Raw genomic sequence first — 12,398 nt, 5'->3', positions numbered from 1 at the left:
CGTACGCGGCCGCCGGGCCCGGGTCGGCGTCACCGTGACCCTGCCCTATCCCTCCGTGCTCGACGAGGCGGGCGAGAGCGTACGGTCGCACGTCGCCGAGCGCACCGCCCGGCTCACGGGTCTGACCGTGCCCTCGGCGCGGATCCGCGTCCGGGGTCTGTCCCTCCACGAGCGGCCCGACCCCGCGGTTTCCGTGGCCGCCACCGAAGCCGCTGGGTCAGCGGGTGCTCGGGCACACCGCCCGTGGTCCCAACGCCGCGTTCCCGTCGCGGTGTTCGCCCTCGTCGCCGCGGCGGTCTGCGGAGTGCTGCTGTACGACGTGGTGTCCATGCACGTGGCCGGGCACGCTCCCGCGCGGTGGCGGGTCCAGGTGATGGAGTGGCTCGGCACGCACGGCCCGTACGGCGGCACGACCTCGGGAGTCCTCGCGGCGATCGCGGTCTTCGTGCTCGGAGTGTGGCTACTGGTCCTCGCCGTCACGCCGGGCCGTCGAGGCGGCCTGCCGATGAGGCCACCGATGCCGGGCGTGCGCGCGGTCCTGGAGCGCCAGGCGGTCGCTGCCCTCCTGCGGGATGCCGTGACCGACGTGCCCGGCACCGTTCGGGTCCGGGTCCGGGTCGGCCGACGCACGGCGCGGGTGCGCGCCGGGCTGGAGTTCGGTGAACTGGACGGCGCCCGGCGGGCGGTGACCGAGGCCGCCGAGGCGGCTGCCGCCGAACTCGGCCTTGCCGGACCGCTGCTGCTGCGCGTGCGGGTGAGCACGGAACCCGCCTGGCGGGCCCCGGCACCTGAGCCTGCACCTGCACCTGGCGCCGCGCCTGCCGCAGCCGCAGCAGAGAGGAGCAACCCCTGATGAGCCGACTCCGCAACGGCGCGAACCGCTCAACTCTGCTCTGCGCGGCGGCAGTTCTCCTGGTCGCGGGAGCCACGCTTGCTTCCGCGACCGCCCCCGTCCGCGATCGGCTGCCGTCGGCCCTGCCCCGTATCGGCGCCGACCGGGTCTGGCTGGACCAGGAACTGCTCGGCCGCTGGCGTGATCACGGCTGGTGGCCGCCCGTCGTGATCGCCGCGCTGGCCGTCGGCGCCGTCCTGTTCCTCTGCTGGGCCGCCGCCCAGATCCGCACCGGCCGACTGCGCGAACTCCCGCTCGGGCAACCGGGCGTCACCCTCTCCGCCACGGCTCTGGCCACCGCGATGACCGAACGCGCCCGGGCCGTCGACGGCGTGGCCCGCGCCCACGTACGCCTGCTCGGCCGCCCCCGGCGGCTGCGGGCCCGCATCACGCTGGTCCTGGACCCCGACGCCTCCCCCGAAGCAGTGCTGCGCGAGCTCGCCCGGGACACCGTCGCCGAGGCGCGGGCGGCGGCGGCACCCCGCGCCCTTGTGGCGGACGTACGCGTCACGGCCCGGCCGCACCGGGCCCGCCGCATCCACTGAGCCCGTTCCGCGCACCGCGGCACAACACCGTCGTCAGCGCGGCTGGGGCTGCAGGGCTTCCAGCGTGGCGCTGAGGTCGCCGGCGCGAGGGCGGTTGTGGGGAAGCCTGGCGAGGACGGCGGCCATACCGCAGGTGTTGGTGACGGCGGAGAAGACGAGGCCGGCGCCGATACCGGCGGCCAGCCAGCGCGCGGGCCGGTAGCGGGTTCCGGCCGCCAGGCCGAGGACGACCAGAGACCCGGCGGCGAGGCGGACCTGGCGCTCCATCGCCCAGGCCGTCGGCACGCCCTCGGAGTGCTGCAGCGGGTGGCCCTGCGCGGCCCAGGCGGTGGTGCCGCCGACGAGGGTGGCGGCGGGAATGTCGGCGGCGGCCAGCTCGGCGCACGCGGTGGCGGAGCGGGTTCCGGAGGCGCAGACCATCAGGAGGTCACCGCGGGCGGCGGCGGCCTTGAGCTCGGGCAGCGCCATGTGCAGGTGATCGACGGGGATGTTGTGGGCCCCGGGGAGGTGGCCGGAGGCGTACTCACCGGGAGTGCGGACATCGATGACGGTGTAGCGGTCCAGGCGGGCCGCTGCCTGGGCGGGCGCCAGGTCGGTGGGGGGAGTCATGTGGGGCCGTCCTTTCGTTGAGCCATGTGCCATGAGCCAAGGCTCTCATCCAGCAGGCTACAATACCCCCAGGGGTATTCATGGAGGTGGCAGCGTGCAGCTGGAGATGGCAGCCGACGAGCTGAGGTCGGTCCTCAACCGGCTGCGGCGGGCCCAGGGCCAGATCGCAGGCATCATCAAGATGATCGAGGACGGCAGGGACTGCGAGGACGTGATCACGCAGTTGGCCGCGGTCTCCCGCGCCCTGGACCGGGCCGGGTTCGCGATCATCGCGACAGGGCTCCAGCACTGCATGGCCGAGGGCGGCCAGACGACCGACGACCGGGACCTGATGCGGGCCCGGCTGGAGAAACTGTTCCTCTCCTTGGCCTGAGCGCCTGCCCGCGACCACTCGACCGCCTGACCGCTCCCGGCCCCTGCGAAGGTCAGGCGCCGCGGGCCTGCTCGAAGCGGGCGCGCCCTTCGGCCAGTTCGACGATCGGGTCGGGGTAGTCGGCGTGGTCGGCGTGGTCGGCGTGGTCGAGGGACGCCCGGTCCGGCCCCTGGAGTTTCCACGGCTCGTGGATGTACCGGTCCGGGACGCCCTCGAGTTCGGGCAGCCAGCGGCGTACGTAGCTGCCGTCGGGGTCGAAGCGCTTGCCCTGGATCACGGGGTTGAGGACCCGGTTGGGCCGGGTGTCGGTCCCGGTGCCCGCCGCCCACTGCCAGTTCATCTGGTTGTTGGCGACGTCGCCGTCCACCAGGAGGCTCAGGAAGTGCCGGGCGCCCACGCGCCAGTCGACGTAGAGGGTCTTGGTGAGGAAGCTCGCCACCACCATCCGCCCCCGGTTGTGCATCCAGCCCTCGTGCCGCAGCTGCCGCATCGCCGCGTCCACGAAGGGGTAGCCGGTGCGCCCGTCGCACCAGGCGGCGATCTCCTTCTTGTCCGCGCGCCACCGGTCGCCGTGCGAGCGGTAGTCCTGAGCGGCCGCGGCCGGGCGGGCCGCGAGGACCTGGTGGTGGAAGTCCCGCCAGGCCAACTGCCGGACGAACGCCTGCGCCCCCGGCGAGCCCTCGCGGGATGCCCCGTGGATGACTTCGGCCGCCGACAGCGTGCCGAAGTGGAGGTGGGGCGAGAGGCGAGAGGTGGCGTCGCCCGCGATGTCGTCGTGGCCGTCCTCGTACCCCGCGATGCCATCCGAGAGCCAGGCCCGCAGCCGCCGGCGCCCGGTGCTCTCGCCGCCGGCGGCAAGTCCCGGCGACACGCCGGTGATCTCGGCTCGCGCCGGCACCGGCTCCGACGCAACATCGGCCACCCGCACCGCGCGCGGAGCGGCCAGGAAGTCCCGTACTCCCTCGGACGTCCAGCGCCGGAAGTACGGCGTGAACACGGCGTAGTGGTCCTTCCCCGACGGGAGCAACTCCCCCGGAGCGACGGCCGTGACGACCGCGTCGTGCACGACGAGACGGCAACCCGTGTCGCCAAGCGCGGCCCGCAGCCGCTCCTCGCGCCGCGCCGCGTACCGGCTCACCCCGGCCGCGACGTGCACCCGCGCCGCGCCGGTCTCCGTCACCACCCGGTGGACCTGTTCGACGACGTCACCGCTGCGGACCACGAGCCGACCGCCGCGCTCGCGCAACCCCGAGTCCAGGTCCTCCAGACAGTCGGCGAGGAAGGCACTCCGGTTCGGGACGGCGAAGCCCGTGGCCCGCAGCCCGTCGTCGTACACGAACAGCGGGACGATCCGCTCCGCGTCGCGCAGCGCGGCCCGGAGCACGGGGTTGTCGTGCAGGCGCAGATCGGAGGTGAACAGGACGACGGAAACAGTCACTTGCTGCGGCTCCTCATGCCGTGGGGAAGTTCATCAGGGCCACCGGGCCGTCGAGCAGCACGGCTTCGGTGCCGCGGTCCGGATCCACGGGCCACCCGGCTCAGCGGCTCGGCTGCCCGTGGGTCACGATTTCTGGGTGGTTCCGGCGGCGCGCTGTTCGGCCGTCCGTGTGATGTTGCGCGCCATGCCGCCGAAGACGAGCGCGTGGAACGGCGAGACGCTCCACCAGTAGGCGTGCCCCAGCAGGCCGTGCGGGTGGAAGAGCGCCCGCTGCCGGTAGCGGGTGCGGCCCTCGGCGTCCTGTTCCGCGTACATCTCCAGCCAGGCGAGGCCCGGCAGTCGCATCTCGGCGCGCAGCCGCAGGAGCCGTCCCGGTTCGATCTCCTCGACCCGCCAGAAGTCCAGCGAGTCCCCCACCCGCAGCCGCTGGGCGTCACGGCGGCCCCGGCGAAGGCCGACCCCGCCGACGAGCCGGTCGAGCCAGCCGCGCACGGCCCAGGCGAGCGGGAAGGAGTACCAGCCGTTGTCGCCCCCCACGCCTTCCACGACGCGCCACAGGGACTGCGGCGAGGCGTCCACGGTCCGTTCGCGCCGGTCGGTGTAGAGGCTGCCGCCCGACCAGTCGGGGTCGGTGGGCAGCGGGTCGCTGGGGGCTCCGGGCAAGGAGGCGGACGACCACCGGGTGCTGACCTGGGCCTCCTTCACGCGTTCGAGGGCCAGTGCGAGCGCCTTGTCGAAGCTGATCGGGACGCCGGGGGCGTCGGGGACGTACCGGGTGATGTCGCGCTCGTGGCAGACGACCTCGTACCGAAGCGATTCCGCGAGCGGCCGGGCGATCGAGGCCGGTACGGGGGTGACGAGGCCGACCCAGTGGCTGGAGAGGCGTGGGGTGAGCATGGGAACCGGCACGATGAGGCGGTGGGGCAGGCTCGCCACGGTCGCGTACCGGCGCATCATGTCGCGGTAGGTGACGACGTCGGGACCTCCGATGTCGAAGGCGCGGCTGACCTCGTCCGGCATGGTGGCGCTGCCCACGAGGTAACGCAGGACGTCGCGCACGGCGATCGGCTGGATCCGGGTGCGCACCCAGCTCGGCGTGACCATGACCGGCAGGCGCTCGGTGAGGTGGCGCAGCATCTCGAAGGACGCGGAGCCGGAGCCGATGATCACGGCGGCGCGCAGCACGGTGGTCGGTACGCCGGACTCCAGGAGGATCCGGCCCACTTCGGCCCGTGACCGCAGATGCGGCGACAGCTTCCGTTCCGGGATGCCCGCGGGAGTGAGACCGCCCAGGTACACGATGCGCCGGACGCCCGCGGCGCGGGCCTGCTCGGCGAAGGTCCGGGCTGCCGTCCGGTCCGTCTTCTCGAAGCCTGATCCGGTGCCGAGGGCGTGGATGAGGTAGTAGGCGACGTCGATGTCCCGCATGGCCGCGCCGACCGACCCGGCGTCGGACGCGTCGCCCCGCACCACATCGGCCCGCCCGGCCCAGGGGTGGTCGCGCAGCTTCTCGGGCGAGCGGGCGAGGCACCGCACCTCGTGCCCCGCGTCCAGCAGTTCGGGTACCAGCCGCCCTCCGAGGTAACCGGTCGCCCCGGTCACCAGGCAGCGCAGCCCTCGCGCACCTCCGCCGCTGTCCATCCCGGCACCTCCGGCCTCGGGTGACGTCCTCGGGTGACGTCCTCGGGTGACGTCCTCGGAGCCACCATCTCCCGGGGGTGGTCTCTTGCGCGCGGTCAGCGCGAGGGTGGCCGTGCGGTGCTCTGCCGCAGGACGAGCCGCGTGGGCACCAGCGTGGTGCCGCGCTCCGGCGTGCTCTGCTGCATCTGGCGCAGGACCCCCTCGACGCAGCGGCGCCCCACTTCGGCGAAGTCCTGGTGGACGGTTGTCAGGGGCGGTTGGAAGGAGCCGGACTCGGGGATGTCGTCGAAGCCGATGACGCTGACGTCGTCGGGCACCTTGCGGCCGCGCTCGTGCAGGGCGCGCAGCAGGCCGAGGGCCATCTGGTCATTGGCGGCGAACACCGCCGTGCAGTCCTCCTGGTCGGCGATGCCGAGACCGGCCCGGTATCCGGACTCCGCCGACCAGTCGCCGCGCACGAGCGGGGGCGGGACACGACCGGCCTCGTCGAGCGTGTCCCGCCAGGCGTCGGCGCGGCGTTGCGCGGCGTAGGAGTCCTCGGGCCCCGCGAGGTGCCACACGGTTCGATGGCCCAGGTCGAGCAGGTGCTTGACGGCGTCGCGGGTGCCGCCCGCCTGGTCGGTGTCGACCACGGTGTAGCGGTCCCCCGCGTCCGAGTCGGCCACGACGACCTGGACATGGGGAGGCAGCGAAAGGGCCGCCGCGTCGAGCAGGTGCACTTCCATGATGACGATGACGGCGTCGACGGCGAGTTCCCCGAGGCGGGAGAAGGCGCCCCGCACCTCGTCCTGGGTGGGGACGGCGACGGGGAGCAGGGTGACGGCGTACCCCTCCTGTGCCGCGGAGGTGGCGATCGCGTCGATGGTGCGTACGTTGCCCGTGGTGGAGAGCGTGAAGGTGATCAGGCCGATCGTGCGGAACTCGCCGCGTTTGAGGGCGCGGGCCGCGCTGTTGGGCCGGTAGCCGAGCTCCTTCATGGCGGCGAGCACCTGCTGCCGGGTCTCTTCGGTGACGCCCGGATACCCGTTGGAGACACGGGAGACGGTCTGCGATGAGACACCGGCGAGACGGGCGACGTCGGCCATGGACGCGCTGTGCCCGCGGCGGGCGGACCGCTCCCCCGGGTTACTGCTCACCGAGGTGCTGCCTGTTGCTTCCACAGCTTCCACTGTCTCCCTCGCCGCGTGCGTCTGAAGTCATCTCAGTCTTCTCGGACGACCCTTGACCGTCGCCATCGGGGCAGTGTAGACATTCCGCCACTGAATGTTTACGTAAACATAACATCCTGCGGCGCTCGGCTCATGCCCTTGTCACACCGCGATGTTTACGCAAACATCGCGGCACGTGACGCCGGCTCCGAGAAGGACGAGCGAGGAACGACATGACGACGCTTCATCTGCAGGAGGCCGCGGAGCGGCCTCCCGCCCCACCACCGTCACCACGGAACCGCCGTTCCTGGACGGGCTGGGGGTTCATCGGCCCCTTCGTGGCGGTCTTCGCCCTGGTCTTCCTGGCTCCGCTCGCCTACTCGGTCTACCTCAGCCTCTTCCGCGACCAACTCATCGGCGGCACCACGTTCGTGGGCCTCGACAACTACCAACAGGCCTTGAACGACGGCCAGTTCTGGGCGTCCCTGGGGCGGGTGTCGCTCTTCCTCGCGGTCCAGGTCCCGATCATGCTCGGCATCGCCCTGCTCGTGGCCCTCGCCCTTGACAGCGGCCGCCTGTACGGCAAGGACTTCTTCCGGATCTCGGTCTTCCTGCCCTATGCCGTACCCGCCGTGGTGGCCTCGCTGATGTGGGGCTTCATGTACGGCACCCGCTTCGGGCTCGTGGGCGACATCAACGACGCCCTGGGCGTCTCCCTGCCCGACCCGCTCTCGCCCTCTCTGGTCCTCGCGTCGATCGGCAACATCGTCACGTGGGAGTTCGTGGGCTACAACATGCTGATCTTCTACTCCGCGCTCCGCGTCGTCCCGCACTCCCTGTACGAGGCCGCGGAGATCGACGGCGCCGGTCAGCTCCGCGTCATCACGGCCATCAAACTCCCCGCGATCCGCGGCGCGTTGGTCATCGCGACGATCTTCTCGATCATCGGCAGCTTCCAGCTGTTCAACGAACCGAGCATCCTGCAGAACCTGGCGCCCAACGCCATCACCACCGACTACACCCCGAACCTCTACACGTACTCGCTGTCCTTCTCCGGTCAGCAGCAGAACTACTCCGCGACGGTCGCCATCGTCATGGGCCTGATCACCATGGTCATCGCCTACGTCGTCCAGCTGCGCGGCATGCGCAAGGGAGCGTGACCCGATGACCGGACCGAGCAGCCCCGTCGCCACCGCCTCCCCCACCGTCCCCGCACCCGCCCGCGCCCCGGGCACCGCGCCCCGCCTGCGCACACCCCGCGTACGCACGACCCGCCGGCACACCGCGGGCCGTCCCCGGCGCAGCGTCCTGCTCACCGTGCTCACCGCCCTCGTCCTGCTCTACAGCCTGGTACCGCTGCTCTGGCTGGTCATCAGCGCCACCAAGACCCAGGAAGGGCTCGCCGGTTCGTTCGGCCTGTGGTTCAACGGGGACTTCGCCCTGTGGGACAACATCAGAGCGACCTTCACGTACAACGACGGCGTCTTCACCCGCTGGTTCCTGAACACCCTTCTGTACGTCGTGGTCGGCGCCGGCGGCGCCACCTTCCTGGCGGTCCTCGGCGGCTACGCGCTCGCGAAGTTCGACTTCCTCGGCAAGCGCGCCGTGTTCGCCGTCGTCATCGGCGCCGTCGCCGTGCCCGGTACGGCGCTCGCGGTGCCCACCTTCCTGATGTTCAGCAAGATGGGCCTGACCGACACCCCCTGGGCGGTGCTGATCCCCTCGCTCATCTCGCCCTTCGGCCTGTATCTGATGTGGGTGTTCGCCACCGAGGCCATCCCCACCGAGTTGATGGAGGCCGCCCGCATCGACGGGGCGAGCGAACTGCGCACCTTCTTCCAGGTCGCCCTGCCGTTGCTCGCGCCCGGCACCGTGACCGTCCTGCTGTTCACGATGGTCGCGACCTGGAACAACTACTTCCTGCCGCTGATCATGCTCAAGGACCCCGACTGGTACCCGCTCACCCTGGGCCTCGACAGCTGGAACGCCCAGGCCGCGACAGCGGGCGGGGACCCCGTCTTCCACCTGGTGATCACCGGTTCGCTGATCACCGTCCTGCCGCTGATCGCCGCGTTCCTGCTGCTCCAGAAGTACTGGCAGTCAGGACTCGCCGCCGGAAGCGTCAAGGAGTAACGCTCGCACATCAGTTGACCCCGCCCCTTGTAAGCCACGAAGAAGTGGAAGCATCGCCATGCCCCAGAACACCCGCCGCCTGCTGCGCGGCATAGGTCTCGTCTGCGCCCTCGCCCTGGGGGCCACCGCCTGCGGAGGCTCCGACGGCGACGGCTCGGACCAGAAGCAGGTCTCGTCCGCGGACATCGATGCGGCCCTGAAGAAGGGCGGCAAGGTGAAGGTGTGGGCGTGGGAGCCCACCCTCAAGAAGGTCGTCGCCGACTTCGAGGAGGAACACCCGGCTGTCGACGTGGAGTTGGTGAACGCCGGGACGAACAAGGACCAGTACACGGCCCTGCAGAACGCCATCTCGGCGAAGAAGGGCGTCCCTGACGTCGCGCAGGTCGAGTACTACGCGCTGAGCCAGTACGCCCTGACCAAGTCCATCACCGACCTCACCCCCTTCGGCGCGGACAAGCTCGCCAAGTCCTACTCGCCGGGTCCCTGGAACGCGGTGAAGTCCGGCGACGGCGTCTACGCCCTGCCGATGGACTCCGGCCCCATGGCCCTCTTCTACAACAAGAAGGTCTTCGACAAGCACAAGATCAAGGTGCCGACGACCTGGGACGAGTATCTCCAGGCCGCCCGCAAGCTGCACAAGGCCGACCCGAAGGCGTACATCACCAGCGACACGGGAGACGCGGGCCTGACCACCAGCCTGTTGTGGCAGGCCGGTTCGCGCCCCTACAAGGTCGACGGCACGAAGGTCGGCATCGACTTCTCCGACAAGGGCGCCCGCGCCTACACCGAGACCTGGCAGAAGCTCATCGACGAGAAGCTGGTCGCACCGATCAACCCGTGGACCGACGAGTGGTACAAGGCCTTCGGTGACGGCACCATCGCGACCCTGCCCACCGGCGCCTGGATGCCCGCCAACTTCGCCTCCGGCGTGAAGGAGGCCTCCGGCGACTGGCGCGCGGCTCCCCTGCCGCAGTGGACCGCGGGCGACAAGGCCAGCGCCGAGAACGGCGGCAGCTCGCTCGCCCTGCCGGAGCTCGGCAAGAACAAGGAACTCGCGTACGCCTTCGTCGAGTACGCCAACTCCGGCAAGGGCGTGCAGACCCGCATCAAGGAAGGCGCCTTCCCGGCGACCACCGAGGACCTGGAGTCCAAGGCGTTCCAGAACACCGAATTCCCGTACTTCGGCGGCCAGAAGGCCAACAAGGTCTTCGCCGAGTCCGCGGCGAACGTCGCCGACGACTGGAAGTACCTCCCCTACCAGGTGTACGCGAACTCGATCTTCAACGACACCGCGGGCAAGGCCTACGTCTCCGGCACTCCCCTGTCCAAGGGCCTGAAGTCCTGGCAGGACGCCTCCGTCAAGTACGGCTCCGAGCAGGGCTTCAGCGTCCAGAAGTGACGCGCCCGCACCGCCGTACATCCCGGCAACCCGCACAGCCCAAGCAATCCGAGCAATCCGAGCAACACACCGGAAGGACCACCATGCCCCCCACCCTCCCGTCCCGGCTGCTGCGCGGACCGGACGGTGACGCCACCTCCCGTCTCGCGTACGGCGCCGACTACAACCCCGAGCAGTGGCCGCGCGCCGTCTGGGAGGAGGACGTCCGGCTGATGCGCGAGGCCGGCGTCAACATCGTCTCCGTGGGGATCTTCTCCTGGGCCCGCATCCAACCGGCCGAGAACGTATGGGACTTCGCGTGGCTGGATGAAGTCATGGACCTGCTGCACGCGGGCGGCATCGGGGTCGACCTGGCCACCGCCACCGCGTCCCCGCCGCCCTGGCTCACCGCGGCGCACCCGGAGATCCTTCCGGTGACCGCATCCGGTGAGACGGTGTGGCCGGGGGCGCGGCAGCACTGGCGGCCGACCTCGCCCGTCTTCCGGGAGCACGCGCTGCGCCTGGTGCGCGAGATGGCCGGGCGTTACGCGGACCACCCGGCGCTCGTGGCCTGGCACGTCTCCAACGAGCTTGGCTGCCACAACATCTACGACCACTCCGACGACGCGGCCCGCGCCTTCCGCGACTGGCTGCGCGCCCGCTACGCCACCCTCGATGGTCTCAACCACGCCTGGGGCACGGCATTTTGGGCGCAGCGCTACAGCGACTGGGAGCAGATCCTGCCGCCGCGGCTCGCGGCATCGCACCCGAACCCCACCCAGCAGCTGGACTTCAAGCGGTTCTCGTCGGACGCCCTGAAGGAGTATCTGCGGGCGGAGCGTGACGTCCTGCGCGAGCTCACCCCGCAGGTGCCCGTCACCACGAACTTCATGGTGATGGGCGGCACCAAGGGGATGGACTACGCCGACTGGGCCGGCGAGATCGACTTCGTCTCGAACGACCACTACGTCGTGCCGGGGCCGCAGGCCAGGGACGAGCTGTCCTTCTCCGCCAACCTCACAAGCTCCATCGCGGGACACCGCCCGTGGTTCCTCATGGAGCACTCCACCAGCGCCGTCAACTGGCAGCCCGTCAACCTGGCCAAGCGCGAGGGCGACCTCGCCCGTGACTCCCTGCTGCATGTGGCGCACGGCGCCGACGCCGTGTGCTTCTTCCAGTGGCGCCAGTCGGCCGCGGGCGCCGAGAAGTACCACTCGGCGATGGTGCCGCACGCCGGAGCCGACAGTGAGGTGTTCCGTGCGGTGACCGGTCTGGGGCAGACCCTCGAGGCGCTCGCGCCCGTGGCGGGTTCCGGGCGCGAACCGGCGCGCGTGGCCGTCCTCTTCGACTGGGACTCGTGGTGGGCCAGCGAGCAGGACTCCCATCCCACCTCCCTCCTCGACTACCACCAGGAGGCCCTCGACTGGTACTCCGCGCTGCTGGCCCTCGGCGTCCGCGCCGACGTCGTGACCACGCGGACCGATCTCACCTCGTACGACGTCCTGATCGCGCCCGTGCTGCACGTGGTCCCGGAGGCGCTCGCCAAGGACCTCACGCGTTACGTCGAGGGCGGCGGCCATCTGGTCACGACCTACTTCTCCGGCATCGTCGACGAGAACGACCACATCTGGCTCGGCGGCTATCCAGGCGCGCTGCGCGAGCTGCTCGGCATCCGCGTCGAGGAGTTCGGGCCGCTGCTCGCCGACGACACCGTCGAGCTGGACAACGCCACCAACGGCACGGTGTGGACCGACCGGATCACCGTCACAGGGCCGGAGGTGGAGGTGCTCGCCCGCTACCGCACCGGTGCGTACGCCGAGCGTCCCGCCGTCACCCGCCGTGCGTCGGGACGGGGTTCGGCGGCGTACGTCTCCACCCGGCTCGGCGCGGACGGCCTCGCCGGCCTGCTGCCGCGGCTCCTCGCCACGGCAGGCGTCGAGAGCGAACTGCCCGCCCCGGCGCGGGGCCGCGTCGAGCTGGCCGTACGCCGCGACGCCGAAAGCCGTTACCTGTTCCTGGTCAACCGGACGGACGACAGCGTCCCGCTGCCCGGACTGACCGGAGACCTCCTGATCGGACAGGCCGGGGACACCGCCGACGGCGGTCTCGTCCTGCCGCCCAGGGAAGTCGCCGTACTGCGGCAGCCCAGCCCCTGACACCCACCCCCTCCTGTACAGCGCCACCCCGTACGAGGGCCGTGCCGTCCTGCCCTGACGCAGGACGGCACGGCTCCGAAGCGCA

11 protein-coding genes are annotated in these 12,398 nt (G+C 71.1%); 7 read left to right on the top strand and 4 right to left on the bottom strand.

Features of this window, described 5'->3' with window-relative positions:
* A partial coding sequence (locus tag ABD378_RS08620; RefSeq protein ID WP_344519909.1) for a DUF6286 domain-containing protein occupies nt 1–853 on the top strand: 853 nt, incomplete at its 5' end.
* Nucleotides 853–1,437, top strand: a complete 585-nt coding sequence (locus ABD378_RS08615; protein WP_344519908.1) for a hypothetical protein — start codon at nt 853–855, stop codon at nt 1,435–1,437. The genes ABD378_RS08620 and ABD378_RS08615, both read left to right, overlap by 1 nt.
* Before the next feature lie 33 nt (nt 1,438–1,470).
* Here ABD378_RS08615 and ABD378_RS08610 read toward each other — a convergent pair whose 3' ends face one another.
* Entirely contained in the window at nt 1,471–2,046 is a 576-nt protein-coding gene (locus ABD378_RS08610; RefSeq protein ID WP_344519907.1) for a rhodanese-like domain-containing protein, read from the bottom strand.
* A gap of 94 nt (nt 2,047–2,140) precedes the next feature.
* Between ABD378_RS08610 and ABD378_RS08605 the strand changes: the two genes are divergently transcribed.
* A complete protein-coding gene (locus ABD378_RS08605; RefSeq protein WP_344519906.1) occupies nt 2,141–2,419 on the top strand; it encodes a metal-sensitive transcriptional regulator in 279 nt (92 codons plus the stop codon).
* A gap of 52 nt (nt 2,420–2,471) precedes the next feature.
* Here the strand turns inward: ABD378_RS08605 and ABD378_RS08600 are convergent, their stop codons facing one another.
* From ABD378_RS08600 to ABD378_RS08590, 3 genes are all read right to left on the bottom strand, one after another.
* Nucleotides 2,472–3,857: a cryptochrome/photolyase family protein gene (locus tag ABD378_RS08600; RefSeq protein ID WP_344519905.1), complete on the bottom strand. Its 1,386-nt coding sequence runs from the start codon at nt 3,855–3,857 to the stop codon at nt 2,472–2,474.
* Between the two features lie 123 nt (nt 3,858–3,980).
* Nucleotides 3,981–5,498 carry an SDR family oxidoreductase gene (locus ABD378_RS08595; RefSeq protein WP_344519904.1) on the bottom strand — a complete coding sequence of 506 codons (1,518 nt, stop codon included), beginning with the start codon at nt 5,496–5,498 and terminating at the stop codon, nt 3,981–3,983.
* 95 nt (nt 5,499–5,593) lie between these two features.
* Complete coding sequence (locus tag ABD378_RS08590) at nt 5,594–6,583, bottom strand: LacI family DNA-binding transcriptional regulator (protein ID WP_344519926.1); 990 nt, start codon at nt 6,581–6,583, stop codon at nt 5,594–5,596.
* A 296-nt stretch (nt 6,584–6,879) separates the two neighbouring features.
* Here ABD378_RS08590 and ABD378_RS08585 point away from each other — a divergent pair, with 296 nt between their 5' ends.
* The 4 genes from ABD378_RS08585 to ABD378_RS08570 all read left to right on the top strand — a co-directional run bounded on the left by ABD378_RS08585 (nt 6,880) and on the right by ABD378_RS08570 (nt 12,313).
* The gene (locus ABD378_RS08585) at nt 6,880–7,806 is read left to right on the top strand and encodes a carbohydrate ABC transporter permease (protein ID WP_344519903.1); all 927 of its coding nucleotides are present in this window, start codon (nt 6,880–6,882) and stop codon (nt 7,804–7,806) included.
* Between the two features lie 4 nt (nt 7,807–7,810).
* Nucleotides 7,811–8,779, top strand: a complete 969-nt coding sequence (locus ABD378_RS08580) for a carbohydrate ABC transporter permease (RefSeq protein WP_344519902.1) — start codon at nt 7,811–7,813, stop codon at nt 8,777–8,779.
* Between the two features lie 58 nt (nt 8,780–8,837).
* Nucleotides 8,838–10,178 (top strand): ABC transporter substrate-binding protein, encoded by a 1,341-nt coding sequence (locus ABD378_RS08575; RefSeq protein WP_344519901.1) that lies wholly within the window; start codon nt 8,838–8,840, stop codon nt 10,176–10,178.
* Between the two features lie 83 nt (nt 10,179–10,261).
* A complete protein-coding gene (locus ABD378_RS08570) occupies nt 10,262–12,313 on the top strand; it encodes a beta-galactosidase (protein ID WP_344519900.1) in 2,052 nt (683 codons plus the stop codon).
* Nucleotides 12,314–12,398: the final 85 nt, after the last annotated feature.

The organism is Streptomyces rectiviolaceus (genome assembly GCF_039533825.1).
Lineage (GTDB): Bacteria > Actinomycetota > Actinomycetes > Streptomycetales > Streptomycetaceae > Streptomyces > Streptomyces rectiviolaceus.
The sequence above is the reverse complement of the archived record's forward strand: the minus strand, read 5'-3'. Positions and strand labels throughout refer to the sequence as shown.

Excerpts from the sequence above, each read along its gene's own strand:
- ABD378_RS08610 (WP_344519907.1), bottom strand. The coding sequence starts at position 2,046 with ATGACTCCCCCCACCGACCTGGCGCCCGCCCAGGCAGCGGCCCGCCTG.
- ABD378_RS08570 (WP_344519900.1), top strand. The coding sequence starts at position 10,262 with ATGCCCCCCACCCTCCCGTCCCGGCTGCTGCGCGGACCGGACGGTGAC.
- ABD378_RS08615 (WP_344519908.1), top strand. The coding sequence starts at position 853 with ATGAGCCGACTCCGCAACGGCGCGAACCGCTCAACTCTGCTCTGCGCG.
- ABD378_RS08585 (WP_344519903.1), top strand. The coding sequence starts at position 6,880 with ATGACGACGCTTCATCTGCAGGAGGCCGCGGAGCGGCCTCCCGCCCCA.
- ABD378_RS08580 (WP_344519902.1), top strand. The coding sequence starts at position 7,811 with ATGACCGGACCGAGCAGCCCCGTCGCCACCGCCTCCCCCACCGTCCCC.
- ABD378_RS08590 (WP_344519926.1), bottom strand. The coding sequence starts at position 6,583 with ATGGCCGACGTCGCCCGTCTCGCCGGTGTCTCATCGCAGACCGTCTCC.
- ABD378_RS08575 (WP_344519901.1), top strand. The coding sequence starts at position 8,838 with ATGCCCCAGAACACCCGCCGCCTGCTGCGCGGCATAGGTCTCGTCTGC.
- ABD378_RS08595 (WP_344519904.1), bottom strand. The coding sequence starts at position 5,498 with ATGGACAGCGGCGGAGGTGCGCGAGGGCTGCGCTGCCTGGTGACCGGG.